Here is a 16,929-nt window from a genome sequence, read left to right on the forward strand (position 1 = left end):
AGTTGATTCAAGATAAACAGATTTGAAATGAGAGAATCCTACGTTATTCGGGACTCTCATTCAACATACAAAACAGTTAATTATTATTATAAATCAATGCCTTGTAAAGATGAAAAGGGGCATGAGCTGATTTGAATATCCATAAATTTTTCGTATCAACTCAAAAAATATACGATCATATAATTTTATGGCTATTCTAGATTATCATTTTGATAAACTGAAGAAGTATAACGATTAGCATTACAAAGGTTTGTGCAAAAATGCTTTTATTAGACATTATTAAATTTTTTATGATTTATATTTTAAATCATTTTATCTTGGTTAGAAAGAAGGTGTATTCATTTTTATTTCTCTATTTTATCTTAAAGTCGTAGAATTATATTAATATTAGAAAGTTATAATTGTGGAAGACAATGAACTTTATTAAAATTATTCCACGTTCTTGTAGAAACGCATGGCTGTGAAATCGTTGAAATATGTAATAGCTTATGGCATTAGATTTGGCGCATTCACCAAAGTTATCCCTTATCTTACCTAATTTAGCTTTTTTAATCAAAGAGTTAAGCCGGTGTTTACGCTAATTGTAGCTGGGGCAAATATTTTTCTCAATCTATACTAAGGAAAAATTATTTTGTTGTAATATTTCTATAAAATAGTTTTTGGATTTTTTGTAAACTTTAAAAAGATTTCTATTATAGACAAAAATAAAAAATACTATGTGTAACTAAAAAGCAACATATTAATATTTATATAATTATAATTTTAATCATAACTATTATAGTTAATAATATAGTTAATAACAAAAATATAATAAAAACAATAATATAAATTATATTTTAATATATTTTTACCATTAAATTACACAATATAAAATACAAATAAAATAATTGACAACACCAAAATAAATACGTAATGTATATATTGTATATATAATATAATACAAAATAATAATTAAATTTTTTTGTTATATTATTATTCTTAGAAGCTAAACACACATTATCGATAGATGATGTGATGTTTTTTTAGAGGATACAGTAAAAAAATTATTTTATTAAATATTATAATAGGTGTTATATAATGGAAATATTTAAAAATTGTATGTTATGTGTTGTTGCAGTAGTTATTTTCTTTTCACAGGTTTTAAGAGTCAATGCTGATTCTTTAAATGATAGATTTCAAAATGCTGGTTTTACTTCTATAATGTCACAGGAAAATAGAGTTATTAAAGCTGTTGATATGATTATTAACCAATTTGGAAGACCAAGCACTGAAAAAAATGTCCACAAAGTTGCGGCTTTAATGGGGATGGAGACAGCGATTTTTGGTTTCATCGCATATCTTGTATATTTCTTTACTAGACAGCCACCGGATCCTGGCAAAAGCGTAGGTGAAAGAACATTCACTGCTTTTGCTCGAAGTGTATGGGCTTTGTAGTAAAAGATATTTCCTTGATAAATTTTGAATTGTTCTGTTATTGAATGTTTTATATTAAATAAACCGTGAGGTTTAATCACGGTTTATTTATTTTTACTTTTAATAATATTGGTAAATTTATCCTTTAATATCATTAAGATATTGTTGGGGGGATGGCAGCATAGGGGGTATTAAATTTAAATAATCAGCTGCTTTTTAAAGTTAATTAAATTTTTTCTCTTCAAAATATGCATTTGAGCTGAGTTTGTATTTGATATTTTTTCTATGATGAAAATGTATATGCTTTAATTGAGATATTCATAAACGGTGCTTATTCACTGAAAAAATATAGGGCAATACAATACTTATGGTTATTGTGGATTTTGTGCTGATGAACTGAAAAAGTATAGCGATGCGTTTTATAAATATTTGCAAAAAATGCTTTTATTGGAAGCTTTTAATCTCTTTGTGGTTTACAATTTTTTTTATCATTTTATCTTAAGCAAATAGAATGTAGATTCATTTCTATTTTGTCTAAGAAGGGTGGAAGTTATACTAATGTCAAAAAAAGTCATGATCGTGGAAGATAATGAGCTTAATATGAAGTTATTCCGTGATCTTGTAGAAGCGAGTGGTTATGAAACTGTTGAAACGCGTAATGGTCTTATGGCATTAGATTTAGCGCGTTCATCAATGCCATCTCTTATCCTTGTGGATATCCAGTTGCCAGAGGTCTCTGGAATAGATGTTATTAAACAATTAAAAGAAGATGAAGAACTAAGATCGATTCCCGTTGTTGCTGTAACAGCTTTTGCTATGAAAGGCGATGAGGAGCGAATTCGTGCCAGTGGATGTGAAGAATATATGTCAAAGCCTATTTCTGTTCCGCATTTTATCACAATGGTAAAGCACTTCTTGGATTAAAGCTTTGTTAAGTGATGATAGAAAAAAACATTGAAAAATTTATAAGATTGCTAAAGTTATCGTGCAGATATTTTTGTGCTTTAGCATGTGGATATGCCTATTAGCAAAATAAATTTAAAAAATTGAAACTGAGGTTTTGAATTTTTTGATCTACTTTTTAGTCCTTGTCTAAGGAGATGCGGTTGTTTTGCATTCTTGTTTTCTTCTAACAGATGTAAATTTGTCTCTACGAAACGTCTGTTTTAGCAGTTTAAAAAAGCCCCGTTTTTGTTCGAGGCTTTATGCATTGTGCAAAAATTGAAATTAACGCTTTGAGAATTGGAAAGAACGACGGGCTTTTGCTTTACCGTATTTTTTACGTTCAACAACACGGCTATCGCGGGTAAGAAACCCACCTTTTTTCAAGATTGAGCGAAGTTCTGGTTCGTAATAGGTTAAAGCTTTGGAAATGCCATGGCGCACTGCACCGGCTTGTCCGGAAAGACCACCACCTGCAACGGTTGCAATAATATCAAACTGGGTATCCCTATTTGTTGCAACAATTGGTTGACGAAGAATCATTCTAAGAACAGGACGAGCAAAATATTTGTCGAATTCCTTATTGTTGATCGTGATTTTTCCAGAACCTGGTTTAATCCATACACGTGCAACAGCGTCTTTACGCTTTCCTGTTGCGTAAGCACGTCCTTGTGAATCAAGCTTTTGCACATGAACAGGAACAACATTTTCATGTGTTTCTGTAATACTTGTTACTATGCTAAGCTCAGAAAGAGAATTAATTTCAGCCATAATCAAGCAATCCTTTTGTTTTTGCGGTTTAAAGCACCAACGTCAAGAGATTCAGGCTGTTGTGCTTCATGTGGATGTTGGCTTCCAGCGTAAACACGTAGATTCTTCAATTGACGGCGACCAAGAGGCCCACGAGGAATCATACGTTCTACCGCTTTTTCAATAACGCGTTCAGGAAAACGCCCCTCAAGAAGTTGACGTGCTGTACGTTGTTTGATTCCACCGATATAGCCGGTATGCCAATAATATTTTTTATCCGTATATTTTTTGCCAGTGAGAGCTATTTTATCTGCATTAATGACAATAACGTTGTCACCATCATCAACATGTGGAGTAAATGTAGCTTTATGTTTGCCACGTAAGCGGTTCGCAACAAATGTGGCAAGACGACCTAAAACAAGGTTTTCTGCGTCAATAATAACCCATTTTTTCACCACTTCAGTTGGCTTTTGTGAAAAAGTTGCCATAGAAGTATCCTTTATTAGAACCCTTTATATAAGGGAATTTTTACTGTTTTGCGTTGAAAATTGTTACCATAGCGAAATATTTAACGCATACTACTTGCTCTGATATAATGTCTTTTGATTGACGTCAAGAGAAAATAAAAACTTTATAAAACAGCATGTTATGAGAGGGGTATTATAATACCACATGAAAAGAAGTTCGTGGACCATTTAAACTTAAAATGAATGTTGCAAAAGACTATTTTATCTTTAACGCATGATTGTATTTTATCGTTCTTCATTATAAAATAAACAATAATGCAGTGTCCTCGTTATTTTCTCAATGTTGAATCTTCTGCTTGTGGTCAAGCTTGGTTAGATGCCCTTGATGTTCAAGGGATAAATAATGCGCGCGCTATTTCTCAAAAATTTGGTTTTCCAGATCAGTTAGCTCGAGTACTTTCAGCAAGAGATGTGGATGAAGCTGAGGCTGTTGATTTTATTAATCCGACATTGCGTACGCTTATGCCTGATCCAGAAAGTTTTAGAGATATGCAATGCGCAGCAGAGCGCATTGTTAAAGCTCTTCTCGATCAAGAGCAGGTTGCTGTGTTTGGTGATTATGATGTTGATGGGGCTTGTTCATCGGCACTGATAGCGCGTTTTTTTCGTTATTTTGGTATTGAAGTCAAAATTTATATTCCTGATCGTATTGTTGAAGGCTATGGTCCGAATGAACAAGCAATGAGGATGCTTGTGCAAGAAGGCGCTCGGTTAATTATCACTGTTGATTGTGGCGCAAACAGTCCAGATGCCGTAAAAGCAGCGAGGCTTGCTGGTGCTGATGTGGTGATTTTAGATCATCATCAAATGTCAGAGATTCATCAAGAAGCTGTTGCTCTGGTCAATCCTAATCGCCCTGATGATTTTTCTAAACAGGGGCATTTATGTGCAGCGGGTGTTGTTTTTGTTACGTTAGCTTGGGTTCATCATTTGCTGCGGAAAAAACAATTCCAAGGGCAGCTGCCTGATCTTTTAAGTATGCTTGATCTTGTTGCATTGGCAACCATATGTGATGTCGTTCCATTACAGGGGGTTAACCGTGCTTTTGTGATAAAAGGGCTTCAAGTTGCTCGTTCTATGCATAATCTAGGAATAACAGCTTTAACAAAGGTTGCACGAATAGGGGAGCCGCTTAATAGTTTTCATTTAGGTTTTTTTTTAGGTCCTAGAATTAATGCAGGAGGGCGCATTGGTGATCAAGCTTTGGGAGCACGTTTGCTTAGCTGTGAGAATAAAGATGAAGCGGACAGAATAGCAGAACAATTAGATCGGCTTAATCAAGAACGCCAAGAAATGGAGAACATTCAATTAGCACAAGCAGAATCTTACATTTCTTCTCTTTATCAAGATCAAGAAATACCATTGTCACTTGTAATTTCTCATAAAGAATGGCACCCGGGAATTATTGGTATTCTTGCTTCCCGTCTCAAAGAGCGTTTTTTTTGCCCTGTTTTTGCTATTGCTTTGAAAGAAGATGGAAATGGCGTAGGGTCGGGACGCTCAATTAATGGTATAGATTTAGGAGCACTCGTTCGTGAAGCTGTTACATTAAATTTATTAGAAAAAGGAGGGGGACATAGTATGGCAGCAGGAATTACAATTCAATCAACAAAAATTGAAATTTTTCGAAAATGGCTAGAAGAAAAAGTTTCTTTAATGGTTTCACAGTTGCGTGCAAAAAAATCTCTTAGTATAGATGGTTCTCTTTCTGCTTCTGGTGTTAATGAAGCGCTGTTTGAATTGCTTGAAAAAGCAGGGCCATTTGGGGCAGGGAATACAACACCTGTTTTTGTTCTTCCCTCTCATCGACTGGTGAATCTATCTGAAGTTGGTAAAGGACATCTTCGCCTCATTGTATCTAATATTGAAGGAAAAAAACTGCAAGGAATAGCTTTTCGTGCTGTAGGGACATCGCTTGGTGATTTTCTTTTTGAAAATATTGGTGAAATGATTCATTTAGCTGGTCATCTTAGTTTGAATTATTGGAATGGAACGATCAATCCGCAGCTGCGCGTGATTGACGCAGCCGCGGTGGTTTGAAAGGGATATTTTTTACATTAGATGTCTAGATTAGAAGCAAAAGTAGAATTTTCTTGTATGAAACGAAATCGTGCTTCTGGTTTTGTTCCCATGAGACTTTCTACAGTCTTTTTCGTTTCTTGCATTTCCACGGCATCAATAGAAACACGAAGCAATGTACGTTTTTGAGGATGCATAGTCGTTTCTTTAAGTTGTTCTGCGCGCATTTCACCTAGCCCTTTAAAACGCCCGATTTCGATTTTAGCTTTTCCAGTAAATTCAGTTTTGAGCAATTCATCCTTATGAATGTCGTCACGAGCATAAGCAACTTTTCCTCCTTGCGATATTCTATAAAGGGGAGGGACGGCAAGATATAAATGTCCCTGATGAATAAGGTCAGGCATTTCTTGAAAGAAGAAGGTAATGAGCAGTGACGCAATATGAGCACCATCAACATCAGCATCTGTCATGATGATAATACGTTCATATCTGAGATCTTTTTCACGATACTTGGAGCGTGTTTCACATCCAAGAGCAAGGATAAGATCGCTAATTGTTTGGCTTGAGTTCATTTTTTCATGTGCAGCACTGGCGACATTTAAGATTTTACCACGAAGAGGTAAAATTGCTTGGTTTGCTCTATTTCTTGCTTGTTTAGCAGATCCTCCTGCAGAATCCCCTTCAACAATGAATAGTTCAGCACCCAAAGCATGGTTTTGGCTACAATCTGCAAGTTTACCGGGCAGACGTAATTTACGGACAGCAGTTTTTCGACTTATTTCTCTATCTTGGCGTCGTCTAACACGTTCTTCAGCACGTTCGATAACCCAATCGAGAAGTTTAGTTGCTTCTTGTGGGGAATTTGCTAACCAATGATCAAAAGGATCGCGGATTGCATTCTCAACGATACGCTGTGCTTCAATGGTTGCTAATCGATCTTTTGTTTGTCCAACAAATTCAGGGTTACTGATAAAGACTGAAAGTATTGCGGCTGTTGAAATCATAATATCGTCAGACGTAATAATCGCTGCGCGCTTGTTTCCTATTAACTCAGCGTAGGATTTCAATCCACGCAAAAGAGCTTGACGTAATCCTATTTCATGTGTTCCGCCTTCTCCTGTAGGAATCGTATTGCAGTAAGATTGCACACAAGAATCACCACCATGCCAAGCGATAGCCCACTCAACGGAGCCATGGCCATTATTGTGTTGTGTTTTGCCAGAAAAAATTTCTGACGTTACTCGATATTCATCTTTTAGTGACGAAAGTAAATAGTCTTTAAGCCCATCGGGAAAATGAAAAACAGCTTTTTCAGGAATATTTTTTGCGCCTTCAAGTATGACGGGATCACAAGACCAGCGAATTTTTACGCCACCAAAAAGATAGGCTTTGGAGCATGTCATCTTATAGATTTTTTCTGGGTCAAAAGCTGCTTTTTCACCAAAAATTTCATGATCAGGATGAAAACGAACGCGCGTACCACGACGATTATAAACATCTCCCAGATCTTCCAATCCAGATTGAGGAATACCGCGTGAGAAACGTTGGCGGTACAGTTTTCGTTCTCGGGCAACTTCAACTTCCATATCATCAGAAAGAGCATTGACGACAGAAATTCCTACTCCATGAAGTCCACCAGCAGTTTGATAAGCTTTTCCATCAAATTTTCCCCCTGAGTGGAGTTGTGTCATAATAACTTCAAGAGTCGATTTCTCAGGCATTTGAGGATGATTTTCAACAGGAATACCGCGTCCATTATCTGTAACGGTTATATAACCGTTCCTATCTAATGAGACCTCAATAGAATCTGCATAACCCGCAACAGCTTCATCCATCGCGTTATCAATAATTTCGGCAAATAAATGATGAAGTGCTTTACTGTCTGTTCCACCAATATACATTCCAGGGCGTAAACGTACCGGCTCTAAACCCTCAAGAACTCGAATAGAGAGGGCATTATAGTCATCTTCTTGCGTATCTTTTGCACTTTTTCTTGAAATCATCGCGTTTGATTTCATTGGAGACTGCAGAGTGTTTTCTTTTGTATTTACCCGAGATTGGGCTTTATTTAAAACACTAAAAAGATCCTTTTTGTTATCGCTCATAGCGTTTAACTATCCACCTCATAAAATCAAATATTTATTAAAATAATTTTATGCCTGTTTTTTATTTAAAAATCAATGCACTTAGGAAACATCGATTGTTGGACCAAAAATTTTTTCAAAAGCGTGTTTGAGAGCAATATCAATATCATGCATTGTTACAGGGCAACCTAGATCAAGAAAGCTTGTTACACCGTGGTTTGTAATTCCACAAGGAACAATTCCTGAATAATGGGCTAAATTAGGATTAACATTGATAGAAACTCCATGAAAACTTATCCATTTTCGCACTCGAATGCCAATAGCTGCAATTTTATCTTCGGAAGAAAGATCATTTTGTTTTGATGGGCAATGAGATTGTTTAACCCAGACACCAACGCGATCTTCTCTGCGTTCGCCTTTAATATTAAAGTTGGCAAGCATCTGTATGATCCATTCTTCTAATGCACTAATGAAAGCACGAATGTCTTGTTTCCGGCGTTTAAGATCAAGCATGATATAAGCAATACGCTGTCCTGGACCGTGATATGTAAATTCACCTCCACGTCCTGCTTCATAAACAGGGAATAAATTAGGCGCCAAAAGATCTTTTTTATTTGCACTCGTTCCCGCTGTATAAAGGGAAGGGTGTTCAAGAAGCCAAACTTGTTCATGCGCGGTTTTTGCAAGAATTTTTTCTACACGTTCTTGCATATAACGCAGAGCTTCAGGATACTCAACTAGATGATCACTTATCTTCCATTCAACGGGTGGATTACCTAGAATTGCATTAAAATGATGTGATAAGTGATTACGATCTGTATGTTTCAATTCAAATGTCATTGGTAATATTTATCTTGATGTTTGAGTTTATTTTGTAATCAATACAAAGTGATTACAGAGTAAGGTATAGAATTGTTGAATAAAAGAGAATACGTTCATAAATTTTATCTTAAGAAGATTTGCTACGCTTAAAAATCCATGTTCCTTTTACCATCTTCCTGTTGCACCACCACCACCAGATGATCCACCACCACCCCTAAATCCCCCTCCACCTCGAGGACCTCCGAACCTTCCACCAGGATATCTGCCACCGGCACTTAAGTTAAGAAACCAAGGTGTGAAGATGATCCCCAGCCAGAGATACTTTTGTGGACCCACTTTTTTACCAAAAATCATTGCAAGAATGGGCAAACCAACGACTATAAAGAGAATGAGAAACATGATTGTATTTATAATCATTTCTTCTTTTTCAGCTTGTTTACGTTGTTCTTCAACGATTTTAGCTTTTTCTTTGATGCGAAAAGTAAAATCAGAATCACTTTCTGTAATAACTTTGATAATTGCATCAACTGCTTCAGCAATTCCTTTTTGATAATTTCCTTCGCGAAAATTAGGAATCATGAAGCTATTAATAATGACAGAGGAAAGAGCATCTGTTAACTCTCCTTCCAAACCATATCCAACTTCGATACGTGCTGTGCGTTCATTCGGTGCAATGACCAGTAATACACCATTATTGATCTTCTTTTGGCCTAATCCCCATGTACGAAAAAGAGAATTGCTGTATGTTTCTATATCGTTGCCCGAAAGAGTAGGGAGTGTCACAAGAACAATTTGATCTCCCGTTTTCTCTTCGAGTGCTGCCAGTTTTTTTGTCAAGTCTTCCTTGGTTGCATTATCGAGCAAATGAGCCACATCATTAACATAACCTGTTAAATGAGGAAATTTTATTTGCGAACAAGCGATACTTCCCAATGCAGCAACTAAATACAGAGAGCAGATAAAAGCCCATAATTGTGAAAATACAATACGTTGCAAAGAGTATCGAAATGATTTCATTAATTAAAATTAACCTTTGGTGTTTGTTGGCTATCAGTATCGATGGTAAAAGTTGGCATAGGTTTAGCATCACGAAACCATAATTTTGCCCAAATCATCGTCGGCATTGTTTTGAGTGCAGTATTGTAGGCACGTACTGTTTCAATATAATCGCGGCGCGCAACGGAAATACGGTTTTCTGTTCCTTCTAATTGTGATTGAAGAGCAAGAAAGTTTTGGTTTGCTTTAAGATCCGGATAGTTTTCAACAACAGCCATAAGCCGCGAAAGTGCACTTGATAAATTTGCTTGATTTTTGAGATATTGCTGCATAACTTCTGGATTATTCAACATATCTGCATTAATGTTGACTTGTGTTGCTTTAGCACGTGCTTCAATTACATTTGTGAAAACACTTTGTTCATGAGCTGCGTAAGCTTTAACTGTTTCTACAAGATTGGGGATGAGATCTGTACGACGTTGATATTGATTGAGCACTTCACTCCATGCTGCATGTGCTTTTTCTTCATTTGTTGGTATCGTATTAAATCCGCACCCACTTAAAAATGGCACTAACCATGCCAAAAAAATCACGATTGGAAATTTTTTTAATATTTTAAACATTGAAGAAGTTTGTACATTTAACATAAAGATGTCTCCACAGATATTTTATGTATTATATAGGGTTTATTTTCTTGGTGGAAAGTATTTTGAAATTTATAAACAGGTGTATTTATCAATAAACTGATATCTCTATGCGTTTTAGGTACGCTTAAGTGACTTGTTGATATTAAAATAATAATAGTAATATAGATGTCATCTTATAAAAGATCAATAATATTTATATCAATTATTATTACAGAAAATTATATTATTTTCGTAGGAGTTTTGGGTTTCAAAACGTGCAGATAACAATTGGAAAAGAGAAAAATGTAAGTATCAATCTTATGGAAAGATAGAAGGTCAGGGCAGTTCTTATTTTCCTCCTTTAGAAGTTATGTTTAATACATTGGATAAAAAAGGCTTTTTAATTATGTATGGTAGTAATTGAGAAGGAGGGTGAAAGTCCTATGATAGAAAGTGTTCAGCGGCAAAGTGAAAAGTTTGATGGATTGGCTAATGATTATGATCGTTATCGTTCTCGCTATCCCCTTACTTTATTTAAAACCATGCTCCATCCTTTTAAGAACAAAAAGCATTTGTCCATTGTGGATGTGGGTGCTGGGACAGGCATCGCATTAGAGGGAATTGTTAATTTTTTAGGAAATGAGCACCAATATCATGCTATCGATGTATCGGCAGATATGATTAAGAAAGGGCGGAAAAAATTTCCTACAGTGCAGTGGTATCAGGGCCGTGCCGAAGAGCTTTTGCCTCAAATTGGCGAGGTTGATCTTGTCATTGCAGCGCAAGCGTTTCAGTGGATGGAGCGTCCTAAGTTGCTTTGTTCTGTTTCAGATCAACTTCGAGCCAATGGTGTCATGGCAGTTATTCAAAATAATCGCGATTTCAAGCATAGCGAATTTCTAGAGGCTTATGAGACCTTGTTGGAGAAGATGAGTCCGAACTATTCTCGTTATTATCGTAATTTTGATTTTTTACAGGAAATGAGTGATGGCTTTGGGGTAAAATCGGAAAAGATTTCTTTTCATGCGCACAATTGGACGATGATGATCCCATCTGAAGCTTTTATTGGAATGAGCCGCTCTTCAACGCAAGCGCAACGCGCTATTGCTTGCTATGGGGAAGAATATTTGCGGCAATTGGTCGCATTGATAAAGAAATATGAAGTGCAAGGCAATTTGGAGCTTTTGTATCGAAGTGAGCTCTATATGTATGCAGGATAATCCCATATCGATGATTGCTTTTGCTCTTTTAGCACATCAGAGTGGGCGGTATTCAGGAAATTAACGCCTTATTAAGGCAGGTTTTGAGGGGGACGGTTTTTTTCTTCAGCATTCACGTTGATATCTTATTACGTCTGATTTTCATTGTTTACTTGATATGAGAGAATTTAAATAGAAAATTTATGCACTGCATTATAGTATCGAAGCGCTTTCTTTACTGCAGTTTAACAACAGATTATTTTATAAAATAAGAAGAGGTAGATTGAATAGAAATATTTGATAATTCTTTGTTTTTATGATTGTTTTTTATTATTAAATGAGAGTGTTTTTAATAAACTTTGACAAAAACAACTGAAAAAGTATAAAAAATTATCATAATCAGAAATTTGTAGTAAAAAAGGTAATGGCTTGGAAGCACCTTTAAAAAACAACTCATTTTGAAATTATCTCTAAATTCAGATTCAATATAACAAAAAAGTAAAATATAAATATGTTATATGGAGCATTTCTCTTTTTTAAAGATATAATATAAAAACAATATGTTAATTAAATTTTTTGATATAAGAAAACTTCTTTTATTTTTATTTTAAATAACGGGTTAGGGCGAGTCTTGTGTGGTTTTATTGAAGATGTGCTTTTTAGGTTTAAATCTGGCGCTTTAAATACAATTTTAGAAGTAGCAAAAAAGCTCAATTTCTTCTCTGTTGTGATGTGTTGAATAAGTTTTTTAATTTTCTATAGAGTTTAATTTTTGCGATCATGATAGATTGTGACAGCTGTCTGTCTAAGATTTTTATAAGTTTAGTAGGAATAGCTTAATGATAAATCCATTGAGTTCTTCATCTTTACGCGTCATAAAAGAATAAGCCTGCACTATCACACACTTTGCCATTTCTCATGTTGCGACAGTCCTTGACATGGTTTATAAAAGAGGTTTTTAGTCCTTTTTTGTACAGTTTTATCCATACGACAATCTCGCTTATGACGTGCAAGCGGATGGTTTTGATTGATTCAACATACACAGATTTGGAATGAGAGAGTCTTAAGATATTCCGCTCTCTCATTTAATATTAATAATGCTAGATTATGATTATAAATTAATGCGTTGTCTATTTTTGAAATCCATGACCTTGGTTGAGCTTGTCAATATTCATTTTCATTTATCGTAAACTATTCCACTTTTGGATAATGACTTCATTGTAAGGAATGTCTTTAAGAAAGCATTCTCGTTTTAAAGAGTCGTTATAGTTTTTTTGTTTTATAGAAGGATCAATAATGCTAAACATTATACTTTGATAAAAAAAGAAAGTAAATTATGACTATTATACTGAAACCGAGCGAGGTGACGCTTAGTGAGCTTACAGCTATTTATTTTAATGGTGAAGAGAGTAAACTTCATAATGACACGCATTTAGCTATCGAGAAAGGGGCTCAGCGCATTGCTGAAATTGCTGCTGGAAGTGAGCCTGTGTACGGTATTAATACTGGTTTTGGGAAGTTGGCTTCCATTAAAATTGATGCGGACGATGTCGCTGTTTTACAGAGAAACCTTATTTTGTCCCATTGTTGTGGGGTAGGAGAGCCTTTAGCTGAAAATATTGTGCGTTTGATAATGAGCTTAAAGCTTATCTCTTTAGGAAGAGGGGCTTCAGGAGTTCGTCTAGAATTGGTAAATTTGCTGGAAAATATGCTTGCAAAGGGCGTCATTCCTGTCATCCCTGAAAAAGGGTCTGTTGGTGCTTCAGGTGATCTAGCTCCACTTGCTCACATGGCGGCTGTTATGATGGGAGAAGGAGAAGCATTTTTTCAAAATATTCGTATGAGTGGGGCGGTTGCATTAGAGAAAGCGGGATTATCCCCTATTATTTTAGAGGCAAAGGAAGGTCTAGCTCTTATTAATGGGACTCAAACATCAACAGCCCTTGCACTTGCCGGTCTTTTTCGAGGTTATCGGGCATTGTGTGGTGGATTGTTGGCTGGGGCTTTGACGACAGATGCTATCATGGGATCAACGGCGCCATTTCATCCTGATATCCATATTTTACGAGGACATTATGGGCAGATTGCCGTATCGAAAACATTAGAAAAGCTTGTAGAGGATTCAGAAATTCGTGCAGCACATTTACGGGGGGATGAGCGTGTACAAGATCCTTATTGTATACGTTGCCAGCCACAGGTCATGGGGGCATGTTTTGATATTTTGCTGGCAGCAGCAAAAACACTGATTATTGAAGCAAATGCTGTTACAGATAATCCATTGATTTTAAGGAATGGTGAAGTTGTATCAGGTGGAAATTTTCATGCTGAACCTGTAGCGTTTGCTGCTGATCAGATTGCTCTTGCTTTATGTGAAATAGGATCTATTTCTCAACGGCGTATTGCTCTTATGGTTGATCCAGCAGTTTCTTATGGACTTCCAGCTTTTTTAGCGCATAATGCGGGTCTTCATTCAGGTTTTATGATTGCTGAAGTAACAGCGGCAGCTTTAATGTCTGAAAATAAGCAAATGGCCCATCCTGCTTCCGTTGATTCAACACCAACTTCAGCCAATCAAGAAGATCATGTTTCAATGGCTTGCCATGGAGCTCGTCGGTTATTGGTAATGAGCGAAAATCTTTTTACACTTATTGGCATTGAAACGCTTGTTGCAGCACAAGGAATTGAATATCGTGCACCTTTAAAAACAAGTACTTTCTTGCAATCTGTTATGGGATGTTTACGCAAAAATGTTGCTTCTCTTAAAGAAGATCGCTATCTGGCTCCAGATCTTCATCAAGCTCATATACTTGTGCGCGAAGGGCACTTATTATCTGTTTTACCAGAAACAATTTTTCCTTCATTAAGTTTTCAATAATATTTGTTTTAAGGACAATGATGAAGAGCGGATATTGAATTTTGAAACTTCCTCATATGAAAATATAGAAGATCAATACTATATTTGAATTATTTAATAAATTATGTATATGTATGTTATTTATAGTCAACTAGATATTTTATTATTTTATAGGGATCTGATTTAGCATCATAATTTTATAGAAACTATAAATTTAAAGTACCTATACTTTTCTGATTTCTATCAGAAATTTTAATATAAGTTAAATAATATTCACAAATTATATGTTGTAATATTATATTTTTATAAGTACAAATTATAATATATGTATTATATTAAGTAAAAATAAAAAAATTATTGTAGATTCTTCTTATTTGTTAATACTTTATGAATTTTATATTTCATTTTTGATATTTTAAATAAAAAAGGAGAAAGAAATGTTTAAAAGTGCTAGATTATGTGTATCAATAACAGTTATTTTTTTCTCTCAAATTCTTGAGATTCATGCAAATTGTAGGAGAGGTGGCTTTCCAGAGGAAGTTTTCATTACAATAGTGGCCCAAGAGAAGGAGTCTCTGATTTTAGCGAAAAACAAAGATTTTATTGCTATCTCAGGGCAAAATCCCGAAGATAAAGAGAATGCTATTATTGGGCCAACAGTCAAAGATTCTATTTTTAGCGCATATTTTTTTTCCATTGGAAAGTTTATCTTTAAGACAGTTGGAGTCCTTAAAAGATGGGTTGTAAATACAATTTCTCATACTTTTGAAGGCTTGCGAGATTCGTATTATCATTGATTGAGCTATTCAATTGGCGTAAAAAGTTTGCTTTTTGGGCTCAAAGAGAGTTTTCTTAAAGTAACAAAAAATTAATTGTACGCATAGTTAATACGTTTGTTATGAATTTTTAGGCTTCTATTTCCGTGCACGGAAATAGAAGCCTAAAAGTTTAGATTACATTAAGATTAATTTTCTCTGTAAAAACTAGAGAATACGAAATGAATTAAATGACAATTATAAAAAAATTCATTATCACTTTATTTGAATAAAATAATACAAAATTGCAGGCTATAAAAGCTGAATAATTCGCAATAAAAGTATTTTTTCATTGTTTAGAGCAAAGTGTTGGATTGGCTGGTCTTCGATGTTTTTTGAAATATATTTGTGAAAAAAACATGAGGCTTTATTTATCATAAAGCTGTTATCGTGGTGTGGAGTGTCAGCATTTCAAAAAGTAAGGAAAGAAATGGCAATAAATGAATTGAAAAGAGGGATGAGTAAGCGCCAAGTTATTTTTTTAGCTCTTGGCTCTGCTATTGGAACAGGTCTTTTTTATGGGTCTGCACAGGCAATTAAGCTTGCGGGTCCCAGTGTTTTGATTGCCTATTGTATTGCTGGTTTAGCTATTTTTATGGTTATGCGGGCTTTAGGAGAGATGATACTTCATAATCCATTACCTGGTTCTTTTGCTCGTTATGCGGCAAATTACATATCGCCATTAGCAGGTTTTTTAACGGGATGGACATATGTATTTGAAATGATTCTTGTGGGTTTGGCTGATATTACAGCTTTTGCAACTTATATGGGGTTTTGGTATCCTGATGTTGCTCCTTGGGTATGGGCACTGAGTATTACATTAATCATCACAGGTATTAATTTAGCTGCTGTAGAAGTCTATGGTGAACTAGAGTTTTGGCTATCTTCTATTAAAGTTATCGCTATCATTGCGATGATTATTTTAGGAATAGCAATTATTTTTTTTTGGGGGGGGGAAGGGGCAGATTTTTCTACCGTTACTGTTCATAATTTATGGAAAAATGGTGGACTTTTTCCCAATGGTTGGTTTGGTTTTTTAGCTTGCTTTAGTGTTGTTGTTTTTGCTTTTGGTGGCATAGAAATTATTGGCATGGCAGTTATGGAAGTTCAAAACCCTCATCAAACGATTTCAAAGGCAATTAATTCTACTCCAGTTCGTATTTTGCTTTTTTACGTCATGACGTTAGCTATTTTAATGTCTCTTTATCCTTGGAATGAGATTGGTCTTATGGATAGCCCTTTTGTATCTATTTTTGAAAATCTTGGGATTTCGTATGCAGCAAATATTTTAAATATTGTTGTTGTTACAGCGGCTATTTCAGCAATGAATAGTGGAATGTATGGTGCTTGTCGTATGATCCATGGTTTATCGCAGGAAGGTTATGCTTTAAAAAAGTTTCAATATTTATCAAAAAATGGTATACCAGTTTTTGTTATTTTAATGATCTTTGGTATCTTTCTTCTTGGTGCTGTCCTTAATTATTTTTACCATGAAAAGCTTTTTTTTCTTATTGCCGCAATGGCAACATTTGCGACAGTTTTTGTTTGGATGATGATTCTACTTTCACAATTTTTTATGCGAATTAAGATGCCTAAAGAAGCACAGAATGGTTTAAAATTTCCCATTCCATTTTGGCCAATAGGGTCGATTTTTTCTATTTTATTTATGGTTTTTATTTTTATTCTCTTATGGTATTTTGATGAGACGCGACCGGTTTTAATTATAGGTGTTAGTTGGATTGCTTGGCTTGTTGTTTGTTTCTATGCACTTAAACTTTATAATTTTAAGAAAAAGAAACAGCAATAAAATGTGAATAGAGATAAAGCTCAAAACAAATAGCTGATGTCATCAGGAAAACAGATGTTTGATTGTTATTCTCTA

At 35.0% G+C, this 16,929-nt stretch carries 13 protein-coding genes; 7 read left to right on the forward strand and 6 right to left on the reverse strand.

What is annotated here, in order from left to right; genetic code table 11:
• Nucleotides 1-1,077 precede the first annotated feature (1,077 nt).
• Together ACFIKI_RS06790 and ACFIKI_RS06795 are read left to right on the forward strand one after the other, a co-directional pair.
• Nucleotides 1,078-1,434, forward strand: coding sequence for a hypothetical protein (locus tag ACFIKI_RS06790; RefSeq protein ID WP_375666469.1), 357 nt, complete (start codon nucleotides 1,078-1,080; stop codon nucleotides 1,432-1,434).
• Nucleotides 1,435-1,971: 537 nt separating this feature from the next.
• Entirely contained in the window at nucleotides 1,972-2,337 is a 366-nt protein-coding gene (locus ACFIKI_RS06795) for a response regulator (protein WP_273724078.1), read from the forward strand.
• 303 nt (nucleotides 2,338-2,640) lie between these two features.
• On the opposite strand, the gene rpsI is transcribed toward ACFIKI_RS06795, so the two are convergent.
• Together rpsI and rplM are read right to left on the reverse strand one after the other, a co-directional pair.
• Nucleotides 2,641-3,126: a 30S ribosomal protein S9 gene (rpsI, locus tag ACFIKI_RS06800; protein WP_015856545.1), complete on the reverse strand. Its 486-nt coding sequence runs from the start codon at nucleotides 3,124-3,126 to the stop codon at nucleotides 2,641-2,643.
• Nucleotides 3,127-3,128: 2 nt separating this feature from the next.
• Nucleotides 3,129-3,593, reverse strand: a complete 465-nt coding sequence (rplM, locus tag ACFIKI_RS06805) for a 50S ribosomal protein L13 (RefSeq protein ID WP_015856544.1) — start codon at nucleotides 3,591-3,593, stop codon at nucleotides 3,129-3,131.
• Between the two features lie 294 nt (nucleotides 3,594-3,887).
• Here rplM and recJ point away from each other — a divergent pair, with 294 nt between their 5' ends.
• Nucleotides 3,888-5,672: a single-stranded-DNA-specific exonuclease RecJ gene (gene recJ / locus ACFIKI_RS06810; RefSeq protein ID WP_375666470.1), complete on the forward strand. Its 1,785-nt coding sequence runs from the start codon at nucleotides 3,888-3,890 to the stop codon at nucleotides 5,670-5,672.
• Nucleotides 5,673-5,689: 17 nt separating this feature from the next.
• On the opposite strand, the gene parE is transcribed toward recJ, so the two are convergent.
• From parE to ACFIKI_RS06830, 4 genes are all read right to left on the reverse strand, one after another.
• On the reverse strand, nucleotides 5,690-7,756 hold the full coding sequence (parE, locus tag ACFIKI_RS06815) for a DNA topoisomerase IV subunit B (protein ID WP_375666471.1): 2,067 nt from the start codon (nucleotides 7,754-7,756) through the stop codon (nucleotides 5,690-5,692).
• An 81-nt stretch (nucleotides 7,757-7,837) separates the two neighbouring features.
• Nucleotides 7,838-8,575 carry a lipoyl(octanoyl) transferase LipB gene (lipB, locus tag ACFIKI_RS06820; protein WP_375622362.1) on the reverse strand — a complete coding sequence of 246 codons (738 nt, stop codon included), beginning with the start codon at nucleotides 8,573-8,575 and terminating at the stop codon, nucleotides 7,838-7,840.
• 147 nt (nucleotides 8,576-8,722) lie between these two features.
• The gene (locus ACFIKI_RS06825; RefSeq protein WP_375666472.1) at nucleotides 8,723-9,574 is read right to left on the reverse strand and encodes a TPM domain-containing protein; all 852 of its coding nucleotides are present in this window, start codon (nucleotides 9,572-9,574) and stop codon (nucleotides 8,723-8,725) included.
• Nucleotides 9,574-10,200, reverse strand: a complete 627-nt coding sequence (locus ACFIKI_RS06830) for a LemA family protein (RefSeq protein WP_375633780.1) — start codon at nucleotides 10,198-10,200, stop codon at nucleotides 9,574-9,576. Before ACFIKI_RS06830 ends, ACFIKI_RS06825 begins: the two co-directional genes overlap by 1 nt.
• A 422-nt stretch (nucleotides 10,201-10,622) precedes the next feature.
• On the opposite strand from ACFIKI_RS06830, the gene ACFIKI_RS06835 reads away from it, so the two are divergent.
• The 4 genes from ACFIKI_RS06835 to ACFIKI_RS06850 all read left to right on the forward strand — a co-directional run bounded on the left by ACFIKI_RS06835 (nucleotide 10,623) and on the right by ACFIKI_RS06850 (nucleotide 16,854).
• Nucleotides 10,623-11,399, forward strand: coding sequence for a class I SAM-dependent methyltransferase (locus ACFIKI_RS06835; RefSeq protein WP_375666474.1), 777 nt, complete (start codon nucleotides 10,623-10,625; stop codon nucleotides 11,397-11,399).
• A gap of 1,315 nt (nucleotides 11,400-12,714) precedes the next feature.
• Nucleotides 12,715-14,253: a histidine ammonia-lyase gene (gene hutH, locus ACFIKI_RS06840; RefSeq protein ID WP_375666476.1), complete on the forward strand. Its 1,539-nt coding sequence runs from the start codon at nucleotides 12,715-12,717 to the stop codon at nucleotides 14,251-14,253.
• 416 nt (nucleotides 14,254-14,669) lie between these two features.
• On the forward strand, nucleotides 14,670-15,029 hold the full coding sequence (locus ACFIKI_RS06845) for a hypothetical protein (protein WP_375666477.1): 360 nt from the start codon (nucleotides 14,670-14,672) through the stop codon (nucleotides 15,027-15,029).
• 448 nt (nucleotides 15,030-15,477) lie between these two features.
• Nucleotides 15,478-16,854, forward strand: a complete 1,377-nt coding sequence (locus ACFIKI_RS06850) for an amino acid permease (protein WP_375622368.1) — start codon at nucleotides 15,478-15,480, stop codon at nucleotides 16,852-16,854.
• The last annotated feature ends 75 nt before the right edge of the window (nucleotides 16,855-16,929 follow it).

The sequence above is a fragment of the Bartonella sp. TT121SHDZB genome (assembly GCF_042193415.1).
Taxonomy (GTDB): Bacteria; Pseudomonadota; Alphaproteobacteria; order Rhizobiales; family Rhizobiaceae; genus Bartonella.